This is a genomic window from Actinacidiphila oryziradicis (genome assembly GCF_005047355.1).
Lineage (GTDB): Bacteria > Actinomycetota > Actinomycetes > Streptomycetales > Streptomycetaceae > Actinacidiphila > Actinacidiphila oryziradicis.
Genome location: NZ_SUMC01000001.1, coordinates 118,317 through 133,611 on the forward strand (window position 1 = coordinate 118,317; position 15,295 = coordinate 133,611).

The 15,295-nt window shown below is 70.2% G+C and carries 7 protein-coding genes; 4 read left to right on the forward strand and 3 right to left on the reverse strand.

Annotation, left to right across the window (positions count from 1 at the left end; all coding sequences use genetic code 11):
- Window positions 1-92 precede the first annotated feature (92 nt).
- Window positions 93-2,663 (forward strand): aminopeptidase N, encoded by a 2,571-nt coding sequence (gene pepN / locus FCI23_RS00600; RefSeq protein WP_136721428.1) that lies wholly within the window; start codon window positions 93-95, stop codon window positions 2,661-2,663.
- Between the two features lie 179 nt (window positions 2,664-2,842).
- A complete protein-coding gene (locus tag FCI23_RS00605) occupies window positions 2,843-3,835 on the forward strand; it encodes a hypothetical protein (protein WP_136721429.1) in 993 nt (330 codons plus the stop codon).
- A 2-nt stretch (window positions 3,836-3,837) separates the two neighbouring features.
- Here the strand turns inward: FCI23_RS00605 and FCI23_RS00610 are convergent, their stop codons facing one another.
- Window positions 3,838-5,562: a TIGR03767 family metallophosphoesterase gene (locus tag FCI23_RS00610; RefSeq protein WP_136721430.1), complete on the reverse strand. Its 1,725-nt coding sequence runs from the start codon at window positions 5,560-5,562 to the stop codon at window positions 3,838-3,840.
- Between the two features lie 356 nt (window positions 5,563-5,918).
- Here FCI23_RS00610 and FCI23_RS00615 point away from each other — a divergent pair, with 356 nt between their 5' ends.
- Both FCI23_RS00615 and pepN (FCI23_RS00625) read left to right on the forward strand, forming a co-directional pair.
- A complete protein-coding gene (locus FCI23_RS00615) occupies window positions 5,919-9,218 on the forward strand; it encodes a S8 family serine peptidase (protein ID WP_136721431.1) in 3,300 nt (1,099 codons plus the stop codon).
- A gap of 890 nt (window positions 9,219-10,108) precedes the next feature.
- The gene (pepN, locus tag FCI23_RS00625; RefSeq protein WP_136721433.1) at window positions 10,109-12,697 is read left to right on the forward strand and encodes an aminopeptidase N; all 2,589 of its coding nucleotides are present in this window, start codon (window positions 10,109-10,111) and stop codon (window positions 12,695-12,697) included.
- 118 nt (window positions 12,698-12,815) lie between these two features.
- On the opposite strand, the gene FCI23_RS00630 is transcribed toward pepN (FCI23_RS00625), so the two are convergent.
- Window positions 12,816-13,043, reverse strand: coding sequence for a hypothetical protein (locus FCI23_RS00630; RefSeq protein WP_136721694.1), 228 nt, complete (start codon window positions 13,041-13,043; stop codon window positions 12,816-12,818).
- Window positions 13,044-13,100: 57 nt separating this feature from the next.
- Window positions 13,101-15,224 carry a 4-alpha-glucanotransferase gene (gene malQ, locus FCI23_RS00635; protein WP_136721434.1) on the reverse strand — a complete coding sequence of 708 codons (2,124 nt, stop codon included), beginning with the start codon at window positions 15,222-15,224 and terminating at the stop codon, window positions 13,101-13,103.
- Window positions 15,225-15,295 lie beyond the last annotated feature (71 nt).

A 15,295-nucleotide genomic window follows, 5' to 3' on the forward strand; every position in this document is an offset into this window, starting at 1 on the left:
GTGCACGGTAGCCCGGACCATTCCCCGCTACCCGCTGTCAGTGCCGCGTGCGAAGATTCCATCCGTCCACAAGACGAGACGAAGGAGCCCCCGTGCCCGGCGAGAACCTCACCCGTGACGAGGCCCGTGAGCGGGCGCGGCTGCTGGCCGTGGACGGCTATGACGTCGCCCTGGACGTCCGGTCGGCGGTCAGGCCCGAGGAGAGCACATTCCGCTCGGTGACCACGATCCGGTTCCGCTGTTCTGAGCCGGGGGCTGCCACCTTTGTCGACCTGGTGGCGCCCTCGGTGAGCTCCGTGGTGCTCAACGGCCGTGTGCTGGAGCCGGCGGCCGTCTTCGACGGCACCCGCATCGCACTGGACGGCCTGGCCGCGTCAAATGAGCTCGTCGTGGACGCGCGGTGCGCCTACAGCCACACGGGAGAGGGCCTGCACCGCTTCGCCGACCCGGAGGACGGCGAGGTCTATCTCTATACGCAGTACGAGCCGGCCGACGCCAGGCGGGTCTTCGCCAACTTCGAGCAGCCCGATCTGAAGGCGCCGTTCACCTTCTCGGTGACCGCACCCGAGCCGTGGACCGTGCTGAGCAATGAGCGTGCCGAGCCGGACAGCGGCACGGGAGGGACATGGCGGTTCGCGCCGACCAAACCGATCTCGACGTACATCACCGCGATCGCCGCCGGGCCCTACCACATGGTGAATGACGTCTACAGCCGCACCCTCCCCGACGGCTCGGTACTGGAGATCCCGCTGGGCGCGCTGTGCCGCAAGGGGCTGGCCAAGCACTTCGACACGGACGAGATCTTCACCGTCACCAAGCAGGGCCTGGACTTCTTCCACGACCACTTCGACTACCCGTACCCCTTCGGGAAGTACGACCAGGCATTCGTGCCGGAGTACAACATCGGCGCGATGGAGAACCCGGGCCTGGTGACCTTCCGGGAGGAGGCTATCTTCCGGGGCAAGGTCACGCAGGCGTCGTACGAGAGCCGGGCCAATGTGATCCTGCACGAGATGACGCACATGTGGTTCGGCGACCTGGTCACCATGCGGTGGTGGGACGACCTGTGGCTGAAGGAGTCCTTCGCCGACTTCATGGGCGCCTTCGTGCTGGTCGAAGCCACCCGGTACCGGGACGGCTGGATCACCTTCGCCAACCGGCGCAAGGCCTGGGCCTACCGTGCCGACCAGCTGCCGTCGACACATCCGGTCACCGCCGACATCCGCGATCTGCAGGACGCCAAGCTCAACTTCGACGGCATCACCTACGCCAAGGGCGCGTCCGTACTGAAGCAGCTCGTCGCGTATGTCGGGCAGGAGGCCTTCCTGGAGGGCGCCCGGCGGTACTTCAAACGCCACGCGTACGGGAACACCGTGCTGGCCGACCTGCTGTCGGTGCTGGAGGAGACTTCCGGGCGGGACATGGCGGAGTGGTCGCGAGCCTGGTTGCAGACAGCCGGGGTCAATTCGCTGGCCCCCGAGGTCCGGTACGACGCGGAGGGGCGCATCGCGGAGCTGTCGGTCGTGCAGGAGGCCGCCGCGTCCCATCCGGAGCTGCGGCCGCACCGCGTCGCGGTGGGCCTGTACCGCCGGGGCGCCGGGGGCGCTCTGGAGCGGTACGCGCGCGCCGAGGCGGATGTCGCCGGGGCTCGTACGACGGTGGCGCAACTGGCCGGGGCGGAACCCCCCGAGCTGATTCTCGTCAACGACGAGGACCTGACCTACTGCAAGATCCGCTTCGACGAGGCGTCGCTGGCCACTCTGCGGGACCGCCTGGGCGATATCGCCGATCCGCTGGCGCGGGCACTGTGCTGGTCCGCGCTCTGGAATCTCACTCGCGACGGGCTGATGCCGGCCCGTGAGTACGTGGGGCTCGTGCTCCGCTTCGCCGGGGCCGAGACGGACATCGGCGTCCTGCAGTCTCTGCACCAGCAGGCCCGTACCGCCCTGGACTATGCCGCGCCGCAGTGGCGGCAAGAGGGCGGTCGCGCACTCGCCGAAGGCGCCCTGCGCGAGCTGCGGAGCGCCGAGCCCGGCAGCGGCCACCAGCTCGCCTGGGCACGGTTCTTCGCGGCCGTGGCATCCTCACCTTCCGACCTGGAACTGCTGCGGGAGCTGCTGGACGGCACCGCCGGTATCGACGGCCTCGACATCGACCAGGAGCTCCGCTGGACGCTGCTGGAGTCGCTGGCCGCCGAGGGGGCTGCCCCCGAGGCCGTCATCTCCGCCGAGCTGGCCCGCGACGACACCGCTTCCGGCAAGCGGCATCAGGTGCGGTGCCTCGCGGCGCGTCCGTCGCCGTCGGTCAAGGCGCAGGCGTGGGTGGCAGTGGTGGAGTCGAACGCCCTCTCCAATGCGCTCGTGGAAGCGACGATCTCCGGATTCGACCAGCCCGGGCACCGGGATCTGCTGGCGCCCTACTCCGCGAAGTACTTCGCCGCGATCGAACGGGTGTGGGCCGAGCGTTCCATCGAGATCGGCATGGCGATCGTCCAGGGGCTCTTCCCCCGCTACCAGGACCGTCAGGAGACGGTCGACGCGGCGGACGGGTGGCTCAACGCGCACACAGAAGCACCGCCCGCGTTGCGGCGGCTCGTCTCCGAGGCCCGGGACGATCTGGCGCGGGCGTTGCGGGCGCAGCGATGTGACGCTGCCGCCGGGTGAGGGATGCCCGGGGTGCGGGCTTCTGGCCCGAAGCCGCGCCCCGGGCTATTGTCACCCTGATAGGTGAAACCCGACGCTCGGCATCCGAACGCCTGAACTTTAGTCCGGTGATGTCCCGATTTGTCGACGGGCTTGTAACAGCGGTTAGAGACGACTCGGACAGCGGGAATTGTCCGAGCATGAACCACAACACCCCCCTGACTCCCCGCCCTCTCGATCACCTCTCGCGTAACCAGCGAAGGATCATGACGGCCCGTCAGCTAAGGGAACACGGAGTGACAGCCGGCGCGGTCGCCGAGCGGTGCCGGCCCGGCGGACCGTGGCAGCAGTTGCTGCCACAGGTGTATCTGCTGCACTCGGGACCGCCCACCAGCGACGAGCGGTTGCAGGCCGCGCTGCTGTACGCGGGCTCCGGGGCGGAGGCGATGGTGACCGGGCTGGCGGCATTGGCGCTGCACCGGTTCTCCTCGGTGCCGCCGCTGCTGGGGCTGGAGCGGATCGACGTACTGGTGCCGCGGCAGCGGCGGTTGCGGGATGCCGGGGAGGTGACGATCAGGCGGGCACATGTGATGCCGGAGGCCGAGGAGGTGTCCGGAGTCGCGTGCGCCCCGGTGCCACGGGCGCTGGCGGACGCGGTAGCCGAGCTGGACGACCCCGAGACGGTGCGCCGGCTGCTGACGGAGGCGGTGATCGGCGGGCATTGCGAGGCGGCGGCGGTCGTACGGGAGTTGCGGCAGGCGCAGCTGCTTTCGCGGCCCCACGTGGTGGAGGCGGTGGACGCTCTCCTGGCTGAGGGAAGGGCGATCGCGGAGGGCCGGCTGTACCAGATGGTGCGGTGCCACGGCCTGCCGGACCCGCTGTGGAATGTGGATCTGCGGGTGCCGGGCGGCCCGCGTCTCGGCGACGTGGACGCGTTCTGGCCGGAGCACTCGGTGGCGCTCGAGATCGACGCGCGGGCGTCACGCCAAGGCCAGCGCCAGGACGACGACGAGATGTGGTCGGAGTACGCCCGCAAGCGCGAGCACCTGGAGCGGCTCGGGATCACTGTCGTACACGTAACACCGAAGAAGCTGCGGGAGTCGCTGGAGCAGCAGGCGACCGTGGTGCGGACGGCGCTGATGGCGTCGACCGACCACACCCCGGCCGCATATGTCGTGGCGCTGCCGCGATGAGATCAGCGCTTCTTGAGTAGCAGCTCCGTGTTCCGGTCGGCCGGCTTACCCGCGAGGGCGGTGCTGGCACCCGGCTTGTTGAAGGCCAGCTCGCGGTAGAGCGAGGCGAGTCCGGTCTGGGACAGGTCGCCGAAGTCGGTGGTGTGCGGGGCCGCGGATTCGACAAGGGTCGTGATCAGGGAGAGCGTGCCGTCGTGGTTGTCGGCCAGCTCGATCACCCGGGCCAGCTGGGGGAAGTCGATGTGCGAGGCGGTGGTGATCTCCCAGAAGCCGCCGTGCGGGGTGATCCGGTTCTGGTGGCTGTGGCCGTTGATCCAGGCCAGGACGTTGCGGTGCTTGTTGAGCAGGGCGAGCAGCTCGGCGCCACTGTGCCGCTTCTCGTGCGGCTTGGCCGGGTCCGGGTTGAGATTGGCCATCGAGGTGCTGGTGTGGTGGCTGAAGACCAGGACGTGTCGGTCCTTGTGCGCGTTCAATGTTTTTTCCAGCCAGCGCAGTTGTGCCGTGCCGAGCGAGCCGTTGTAGTGACCGCCGCGGTCGGTGGTGTCGAGGCTGACGCCGATGACGCCCTTGGCGACGGTGAAGGCGTAGTAGAGCTGGTTGTCCGCGAGATTGGCAGCGGTGTAGCCGTGGCCCACCGGACCGGCGCCCTTGTACTTGGGGGCGAGGTGCGCGGCGAGGTACTGGTGCGGGCTGAAGGGGGCGCGCCGTTCGTCGGCGGTGACGGTCCGCGCTTTCGGAAGGTGTGCGCGGATGGCGTCCTGGACTGCGGTGCCCTTCGGGTCCTTCCCGCTCCTGATGGTCTTCAGGAGTTTCGCGGCCTCGGTGGCGGAGACCGTCTGGAGCTTGCGGGAGCCGGTCGCGAGATCCGTCCAGAACGAACCGGCGGCGTAGGCACCGCTGGACAGCATGTCGTGATTGCCGACCGTGGAATACCAGGGGACGGTGAGCCCCGGGCTGGTGACCTCGCGAATCGCGGCGTCCAGGAAGCCGGGCAGCCGCGGGAAGCCGAGCTGCTTGTCTGCGTCGCGCAGCGCGGCGTCCGGCTGCCAGAAGAGTTTCAGCCCGGAGTCCTGGACGCCCTCGTAGCCTTTCGGGTCACCGGAGTTGGGAGTGATCCGGCCGCCGGACATGGCGGTCAGGAACCAGTCCAGTTCGAGCTGCGAGTTGTTGTCCGTGTTGTCTCCGGTGGTCATGACGAACCCGATGGGCGCGCCCGTCGCCGAACCGCCCCGCAGCCCGTTGATCCGCTCGATCAGTGACGCGACGCCGGCGACCGTCAGAGTCTCCTGCGGCCGCCAGCCGCTCAGCTGGGCCGCGCGCAGGAATTCGGTGCGCAGCGGCGACTGCACATCGCTGAGGTGCAGGTCGGTGAGTTGCACGAAGCAGGCGAGCGCAGTGCGGCGGGTATCGCGGCCGCTCTTGGCTGCGGCGAGGTCGGTCCGCAGCACGCGCTTCCAGCCGGGTCCGTCGGCCAGCCGCCGGTAGCCGGCGGTGCCGTGCGGGGCGGCGACGCTCTGCAGAGTGGTGCCGGCCTTCGAGGGCGCCGCGGCGGGGACTGCCGCAGCAGCGGGGGCGGCCCCGAGGACCGTACGGGCCTGTGCGACCGGGGAGGCGGTGGCCTCGCCCGTGCCGGACCCGGACGCCAGGCCCAGGCCGGTGCCCGCGGCGGCCACGCCGGAGGCGATCAGAAGGTTGCGGCGGTTGATGACGGAAGCAGGCGTGAGCATACGAGTTCCCCCGGGCGGGTCGCGGCGTTACGACGGAACGTCGTCCACGGGGATGGTTGGCAGCGGGGATGGCCCGGGCTCTAACGAAAACGGAACAGTGGACGCCGATCTCCGGACATCGATCAGCCGTCTGTGGCACGGACATCCGCGCCCCGCCGCATGGCGATCCGCTGCTCATGCGGTGTTCATCTACGCGCGAATGAAGGCGGTTCGTCATGGACTGATCCCTTTGCGCGACTTGTAACTTGTCGCATTCGCGTCATGTCCAACTTCCGCCACGGACAAGCCTCCACAAGCGGGGTCGCTTGTACCAATGTGTGCGTCAACTGGCGCCCAAATCTTGGACAAGGATGGCCATGTCCCTCGATCACATACGCGCGAAGAGACGCGTGATGCGCGTCGCGCTGGCAGCGGGCCTCGTCGCCGCGCTCTCCGCGACCGGCCCCGCGACCACCGCGTCCGCCGACCCGTCCGCCGGCCCCGCGGATCCTGTCGTGAAGACGGCCGATGACAAGCTCGGGCCGGCCGACGCCGGACTCCTCGCCAAAGCCAAGGCCGAGGGCGACAAGAACGTCACCTTCATGATCGCCACAAAGCCGGGTGCCACCGAGCAGGTCGCCGGACAGCTCAACGCCGTCAAGGGCGCTTCCGTGGGCCAGACCTACGACAAGCTCGGCTACGTCCGCGCGACCGTGCCGACCGGCAGCGCGGAGGCGGCGATCGAGAAAGCGCAGAAGCTGTCGTCGGTTCAGGCGATCGACATCAAGCAGGAGATAGCGCTCGACAACCCGAAGCCGTCGGCTGAGTCCAAGTCCAACCAGTCGGCCGCCACCACAGCCACCACCACCTACAGCGGCCCGGACGCCACGACCCCGGCCAAGAACCCGTACCAGCCGGCCTTCGAGACCGGCGCCGTTGACTTCGTCAAGGCCAATCCCAAGGCCGACGGCCGCGGCGTCACCATCGGCATTCTGGACTCCGGTGTGGACCTCGGCCACCCGGCCCTGCAGAAGACCACCACCGGTGAGCGCAAGATCGTCGACTGGGTCACCTCCACCGACCCGATCACGGACGGCGACGCCACCTGGCGCCCGATGGTCACCAACGTCTCCGGCCCCAGCTTCACCTTCAACAAGCGGACGTACACCGCGGCCGCGGGCTCGTACCAGATCAGCCTGTTCAAGGAGAGCTACACCAGCGGCGGCGACATGGCCGGTGACCTCAACCGGGACGGTGACACCACCGATTCCTGGGCCGTGCTCTACGACGCAGCCGCGGGCACCGTCCGGGTCGACCTCAATGACAACGGCGACTTCACCGACGACGTGGCGATGAAGCCGTACAAGGACGGCTACCAGATCGGGTACTTCGGCACCGACAATCCGGACACCGCCATCTCCGAGCGGATCCCCTTCGTGGTGCAGATCCGCAAGGACGTACCCATGGACCCGTACGGCGGCACCTGGGTCGGCAAGACGGCCGACTTCGTCAACATCGGCGTCATCGAGTCCGAACACGGCACCCACGTCGCCGGCATCACCGCCGCCAACGGCCTGTACGGCGGCTCCAAGGCGAACGGCGCCGCCCCCGGTGCGAAAATCGTGTCGTCCCGCGCCTGCACATGGTCCGGTGGCTGCACCAATGTCGCGCTCACCGAGGGCATGATCGACCTCGTCGTCAACCGCGGCGTGGACATCGTCAACATGTCCATCGGCGGCCTGCCCGGTCTCAACGACGGCAACAACGCCCGCGCCCAGCTCTACACCCGCCTGATCGACACCTACGGTGTCCAGTTGGTCATCTCGGCCGGCAACAGCGGCCCCGGCGCCAACACCATCGGCGACCCCGGTCTCGCCGACAAGGTCATCAGCGTGGGTGCGACGATCTCCAAGGAGACCTGGGCGGCCAACTACGGCTCCGTCGTGACCAAGAGGTACGCCCTCCTCCCCTTCTCCTCGCGCGGCCCGCGTGAGGACGGCGGCTTCACCCCGACCATCTCCGCCCCCGGCGCCTCCATCAACACCATCCCGACCTGGGAGCCGGGCGGCCCGGTCGCCGAGGCCGGCTACACCCTCCCGCCGGGCTACGCCATGCTCCAGGGCACCTCGATGGCCTCCCCGCAGGCCACCGGCGCGGCGGCGCTGCTGCTCTCCGCCGCCAAGCAGAGCCGCATCGGCCTCACCCCGGCGAAGCTCCGCACCGCGCTCACCAGCACCGCCACTCACATCAAGGGCGCGCAGGCCTACGAAGAGGGCTCCGGCCTGATCAACATCGTCAGTGCCTGGCACCTGATCAAGAAGGGCGTCGAGGCGCACGACTACACCGTCAAGGCGCCGGTGAACACCGTCTACTCCTCGGCCCTGGCGACCCCCGGCTTCGGCACCGGCATCTACGACCGCGAGGGTGGCCTCAAGACCGGCGAGCGCCGTACGTACGAGGTCACCATCACCCGCACCACCGGCCCGGACCGCCCGGTCAGGCACACGCTGGAGTGGGCGAACAACGACGGCACCTTCCGTCTCGACGGCCCGAGCAGCGTATTGCTCCCGCTGAACAAGCCGGTCACCGTCAAGGTGGCCGCCAAGACGTACTCCACCGGCGTCCACACCGCCATCCTGGAGGTCGACGACAGGAGCACCGGCGGCACCGACACCCAGATCCTCGCCACCGTCGTCGTCTCCAAGCCGCAAGCCGCCCCGTCGTACGCGGTGAACGCGTCCGGCTCGGTGCAGCGCAACAGCACCAAGTCGTACTTCGTCACCGTCCCCGAGGGCGCCAAGACCCTTGAGGTCGCCATGAACGGCCTGGCCACCGGCAGTCAGACCCGGTTCATCGCCATCCCCCCTGAGGGCGTCCCGGCGGACCCGACCACCACGACCAGCTGCTACCCGAACTACTCAACCACCAACGGCTGCCGCCCCGAACTGCGTTCCTACGCCGACCCGACCCCGGGCGTCTGGGAGATCGAGGTCGAGTCCCGCCGCACGTCGCCGCTGCTCGACAACCCGTACGCCGTGACGGCCACCGCGCTCGGCGCCACCTTCGACCCGGCGGTCCAGACCCTCGACGAGGCCAAGGCCGGCACCCCCGCCCCGGTCACCTGGAAGGTCACCAACGGCTTCGCCCCCATCACGGGCAAGCTCCAGGGCGGCCCCCTCGGGTCAACCGCGACCTCGCGCCCGACCATCACGCAGGGTCAGACCGTCACCACCACGGTCGACGTCCCCGCGGGTGCTTCACGCCTCGACGTCGCCATCGGCAACCCCGGCGACGCCTCCGCCGACCTCGACCTGTACGTGCTGCTCAACGGCACTGTCGTCGGCCAGTCCGCGGACGGCGACTCGGAGGAATCGGTAAGCCTCGCCTCCCCTGCCGCCGGTACTTACACCATCCAGGTCGACGGCTACTCCGTCCCGGCGGGCACCACCGCGTACGACTACCAGGACATCTTCTACTCCCCCGCCCTCGGCTCGGTGAACGTCGACGACACGCCCGTCTCCCTCGCCGGCGGCGCCTCCGCGAACATCTCCGCCGAGGTCCTGGCCAAGGCCCCCGCCCCGGCAGGGCGGGAGTTCTTCGGCGAGGTCAGCCTGCTCAACGCCAACGGCACCGCCGCCGGTGCAGGAAGCGTGGCCATCGCCAAGGTCATCGGCTGACCTGACGGCCGCCGGACCGGCGGCGCAGCAGCGGGGCGGTGCTCTCCGGAGCACCGCCCCGCTGCACGTCAGGTGTCAGGCGACACCAGGTAACGCGCGGCTCCTTCAGCCCCCGCACCGCGCGGAGCAGGGCCGGGAGGACGGTAACCTGCCGGAGCCGGGCGAGCGGGGCCCCGACGCAGCGGTGAATGCCATGGCCGAAGGGTTGGCGGCGAGGAGGAAGAGCACGCGGGGTCGTACAGCAGGCTGAGGACGCTCAGTGCGATCTGGTCGGTGGTGGTCTCGTACCGGGCCGTCCGCGATCCGGCGCTCATCCGGCCCGGTCGATCGGCCCGTAGTGGGTGTCGGCCAGAACGACGACCCGCGTCCCGTCCAGACCACGGCCCAGCCGCGGGACGGTGACATCCACCCGCTTGACCCGGGGCACCCGAGCCTGCGCAGCCGGGCGTGCTCCGTGCCGTCGACATTGATGATGGAGTCGGGCGCGGGATTGGAGACGCGGAGTTTCGGCGCGTCCGGCTGCGCCCGGCCGGCAACTGGTGTCGCTGACCACCCGCGTGCCCACACCATTGGGTGCTTTCGCCCACGCCGGCGGTCGCGGGTCGTCGAGGGTCATGACTGCCGGCAGCCACCCTATGGGCAGGATCGCGGAGACCTCTGGATCTCCTTCCGGATCTTCTTCGGGGCCGGTTCCCGGGTCCCCGCACGGGCGGGACCGTCCCCGGGCGGTCCCTGCGACCATCCTGATCAAGAAACCCCGACGCCACGGCGAAACCGCCGGATTGCCCGACCCGTGCCCCACACCCGCCCTGATCGCAGGGAAATCCCTCGACCGGTGCGCCTCCACAGCGTGCGAGGATGGCGAAAAACCCGACGAAGGAGACGGACACGTGCCTGGCACGAACCTCACCCGTGAGGAGGCGCGGCAGCGCGCGCGCCTCCTCACCGTGGACTCTTACGAGATCGACCTCGACCTGGGCGGAGCGCAGGACGGGGGCACCTTCCGGTCCGTGACCACGGTGCGCTTCGACTCCGCGGAGGCAGGTGCGTCGACATTCATCGACCTGGTGGCGCCGACTGTGCACGAGGTGGTGCTGAACGGGACGGCGCTGGATCCGGCGGAGGTCTTCGCGGACTCGCGGATCGCTCTTCCGTCGCTGGAGGCGGGCCCGAACGAGCTGCGGGTCGTAGCGGACGCGGCGTACACGAACTCCGGCGAGGGGCTGCACCGCTTCGTCGACCCGGTCGACAAGCAGGCGTACCTCTACACGCAGTTCGAGGTGCCGGACGCGCGCCGGGTCTTCGCCAGCTTCGAGCAGCCGGACCTGAAGGGCACCTTCCAGTTCACGGTGAAGGCCCCGGCAGGCTGGACGGTCATCTCCAACTCGCCCACCCCCGAGCCGCAGGACAACGTCTGGCGGTTCCAGCCCACGCCCCGTATCTCCACGTACATCACCGCGCTCATCGCGGGCCCGTACCACGCGGTGCACAGCAGCTGGCAGGGCGGCCCCGACGGTCGTTCCGTGCCGCTCGGCATCTACTGCCGGCCGTCGCTGGCCGAGCACCTGGACGCTGACGCGATCTTCGAGGTGACCCGGCAGGGCTTCGACTGGTTCCAGGAGAAGTTCGACTTCGCGTACCCATTCGAGAAGTACGACCAGCTCTTCGTGCCCGAGTTCAACGCCGGCGCGATGGAGAACGCGGGCGCGGTGACCATCCGCGACCAGTACGTCTTCCGGTCGAAGGTCACCGACGCGGCGTACGAGATGCGGGCCGAGACCCTCCTGCACGAGCTGGCGCACATGTGGTTCGGCGACCTGGTCACCATGGAGTGGTGGAACGACCTGTGGCTGAACGAGTCGTTCGCCACCTACACCTCCATCGCCTGTCAGGCCGACGCGCCGGACAGCCGCTGGCCGCACTCGTGGACCAGCTTCGCCAACTCCATGAAGACCTGGGCCTACCGGCAGGACCAGCTGCCGTCCACCCACCCGATCATGGCGGAGATCAATGACCTGGACGACGTCCTGGTCAACTTCGACGGCATCACGTACGCCAAGGGCGCGTCGGTGCTGAAGCAGCTTGTCGCGTATGTCGGGGTCGATGAGTTCTTCGCCGGCGTACAGGCGTACTTCAGGCGCCACGCGTGGGGCAACACCCGGCTGGCCGATCTGCTCGGCGCGTTGGAGGAGACCAGCGGGCGCGACCTCAAGGCCTGGTCGAAGGCATGGCTGGAGACCGCCGGCATCAACATCCTCCGCCCGGAGATCTCCGTGGACGACTCGGGCGTCATCACCTCCTTCGCCGTACGCCAGGAGGCCCCCGCGCTCCCGCCCGGCGCCAAGGGCGAAGCCGTACTGCGGCCGCACCGGATCGCGATCGGCACCTACGAGCTTTCCCCTGACGGGGGCGGAGGGGCCAAGCTGGTCCGTACGAACCGGGTCGAGCTGGATGTCGACGGCGGCCTCACCGAGGTGCCGCAGCTGGTCGGCGCCACCCGCCCGGACGTCGTACTGCTCAACGACGACGACCTGTCGTACGCCAAGGTCCGCCTCGACGATGCCTCGCTGGCAACCGTCCGCGACCACCTCGGCGACTTCACCGAGTCGCTGCCGCGCGCGCTGGTCTGGGCTTCGGCCTGGGACATGACGCGCGACGGCGAACTGGCCGCCCGCGACTACCTGGAGCTGGTGCTCTCCGGCATCACCAAGGAGTCCGACATCGGCGTCGTGCAGTCGCTGCACCGGCAGGTGAAGCTAGCGATCGACCTCTACGCCGACCCGGCGTGGCGCGAGACGGGCCTGGCCCGCTGGACCTCCGCCGCCCTCGAACAGCTCCGCGCCGCCGCCCCCGGCAGCGACCACCAGCTGGCCTGGACCCGGGCGTTCGCCGCCACCGCCCGCACCCCCGAGCAGCTGGACCTGCTGGCAGGGCTGTTGGACGGTACGGAGACGATCGACGGCCTCGCCGTCGACACCGAGCTGCGCTGGTCGCTCCTGCAACGGCTCGCCGCCACCGGGCGCGCCCACGACCAGGCGATCGACGCCGAGCTGGCCCTCGACCCGACCTCCGCCGGCGAGCGCCACGCCGCGACCGCCCGCGCCGCCCGCCCGACCCCTGAGGCCAAGGCCGAGGTCTGGGCCTCCGTCGTCGAGGACGACAAGCTGGCGAACGCGGTCCAGGAGGCCGTCATCGACGGCTTCGTCCAGACCGACCAGCGTGAGCTGCTCGCCCCCTACACCGCCAAGTACTTCGCGGCGGTCAAGGACATCTGGAAGTCCCGCAGCCACGAGATCGCCCAGCAGATCGTCCTCGGCCTGTACCCGGCCCTCCAGGTGTCCCAGGGCACCCTCGACGCCACCGACGCCTGGCTCGCGGACACCGACCTGGTGCCGGCTCTGCGCCGCCTCGTCGTCGAATCCCGCGCGGGCGTCGAGCGCGCCCTGAAGGCCCAGGCAGCGGACGCGGCCGCCGGCTGACACCGGTACCCCCGCGCCCACGGCGCGGGGGTACCGCCCGCTGAACGTACGACGAGGACGCCCTCGGCCCGTTTCCACGGCCTCGGGGCGCCCTCGGAGGGAGTATGCGGCGGAGCGGTCAGCCCTGCTGGTTCTTGCGGGACTTGTCGGTCACGATGACCAGGCCCGCGATGATCGCGAAAAGCGCGATCGGGGTCGCCACGAAGAGGCCCAGGGTCTGGAAGACGTTCAGACCGGGGCCCGGGTCGTCGCCCCTGGTGAGAGCGAACGCGGGGGACGACATCAGCAGCATCAGCGTCGTACCAGCGGTGATGGCTCCGGCGCGCAGGGCGTTCTTGTTGACCATTTTGCTCACGGAAACAACGTACCCGGCGCCCTCCAGGACCGCGCGTCCGGGGTGGCCTTATGGCTGCTGGGGGGCGTTCGCCACCAGCGCGGCCCGTACATCCTCCACCAGGGCATGCAGCCGCGGTGACGCGGCGAGCTGCTCGATCGTGACGGGACGGCCCTGCGCGTCCGCGATCGGCAGCCGCCAGTTGGGGTACTGGTCCGAGGTGCCCGGCAGATTCTGCGGACGGCGGTCGCCGACCGCGTCCGGCAGCCAGATGCCCAGCATCCGCGCCGGGGTCCTGGCCAGGAAGCGGTGGACGGCCTTGACCGCCGCCTCCTCGTCGCCCGCCCCCTCCGGCAGCAGTCCCAGCCGCCCCAGCAGCGCCAGCCACTCGGCGACCTCGACCGCGTCCTCGGCCTGCTCCTCCGCCAGCGGACGGTTCAGCAGCCCCAGCCGGTGCCGCAGCTCCACATGCTCACCGGTCAGCCTGGCCGCCGTGCTCGGCAGGTCATGCGTCGTCACGGTGGCCAGGCTCCCGGCACGCCACGCCTCCGGCCGCAACGGACGGCCGTCCGCGCCCTCTCCTTCATAGTTCCGCTCGAACCACAGCACCGACGTCCCGAGCACACCCCGGTCCGCCAACCGCTCCCGTACGCCCGGCTCGACCGTGCCCAGGTCCTCGCCTATCACCACCGCCCCCGCCCGGTGCGCCTCCAGCGCCAGCACGCCGAGCATCGCCTCCGCGTCGTAACGGACGTAACACCCCTCCGTCGGCGGCCGCCCCTCCGGCACCCACCACAGCCGGAACAGCCCCATCACATGGTCGATCCGCAGTCCCCCGGCATGCCGCAGCACACCCCGCAGCAACTCCCGGAACGGGGCGTACCCCGTCGCGTCCAGCGCGTCCGGCCGCCATGGCGGCAGACCCCAGTCCTGGCCCCGCGAATTGAACGCGTCCGGCGGCGCACCGACCGACATGCCCTTCGCCAGCGCGTCCTGCATCGCCCAGGCGTCGGACCCCGAAGGATGCACCCCCACCGCCAGGTCGTGCACGATCCCGACCGCCATCCCGGCGTCCCGCGCCGCTTGCTGCGCCGCTCCCAGCTGGCTGTCGGTCAGCCATGCCAGCCAGCAGTGGAAGTCCACCTGGCCCAGATGGCCGCTGCGGGCCCTCGCCACCTGCGGCGACCGCGGATCGCGCAGCCCGGCCGGCCAGCCGTGCCAGTCCGGGCCGTGAATCTCCGCGAGCGCCGACCAGGTGGCGTGGTCGTCCAGCGGCTGGCCCTGCTCCGCCAGAAAATCGCAGTACGCCGCCCTCCTGCCGGGGCTCAGCGGCACCTTCCGTACCAGCGTCAGCGCCTCACGCTTCAGCTCCCACACCGCGTCCCGGTCGATCAGCGCGTCCTTCTGCAGCACCGAGTCGCGCAGCGTAGCCGCCTTGACCAGGAGCTCCGCGGCCCGCTCCCGGTCCGCCGGCTCCAGGTACGCGTACTCCGGCACCTCCTCCACCCGCAGATACACCGGGTCCGGGAAGTGGCGCGACGACGGCCGGTACGGCGACGGATCCGTCGGCTGCCCCGGGCCGCCAGGCACCGCCACGTGCAGCGGATTGACCTGCAGGAACCCCGCGTGCAGCCCGCGGCCCGCCCAGGCCGCGAGGTCGGCGAGATCGCCGAGGTCGCCCATCCCCCAGGAGCGTTCCGAGAGCACGGAGTAGAGCTGCGCCATGAATCCGAAACTCCGTGCGCTCGGGCCCGCGAGCCGCTCCGGCGCCACAATCAGCTGCGCGTTCGCCGTGCGGCCATCCGGTGCCTGGGCACGCAGCACATATCTGCCGACTTCCAGCCCGTCCGGGCGTGTCGGATCCCACCCCCGCTCCCCGACTCTCAGCACCGTCCCCTCCGGCAACCCCTCCAGCCCCTCCGGCCGGGTCCGCCGCCCCGCCCTGACGACCACATTGCGCGGCAGCAGCTGATTCCGCTGCCGCTGTTCATGCGCCGCCAGCGCCTCCCGTACGGCGCTGGGCGTCGACGCGTCCACCCCCAGGGCCGCCAGCACCGCGACCACCGTCTCCTCCGGCACCGCCACCACCGCCCGCGGCGACGGCCGGTACGTCGTCGCCACCCCATGCACCCCCGCCAGCCGGTCCAACGGCTGCGGCTGCGCCTTCCCCTGTGCCTGTGCTTCGCCTTGCATCAGATGTCCGCCGCCCCCGCGCCGGCCGCCGGCTCGCTCGTCAACAGCGGCGGCTCACTCGTCAACGGCGG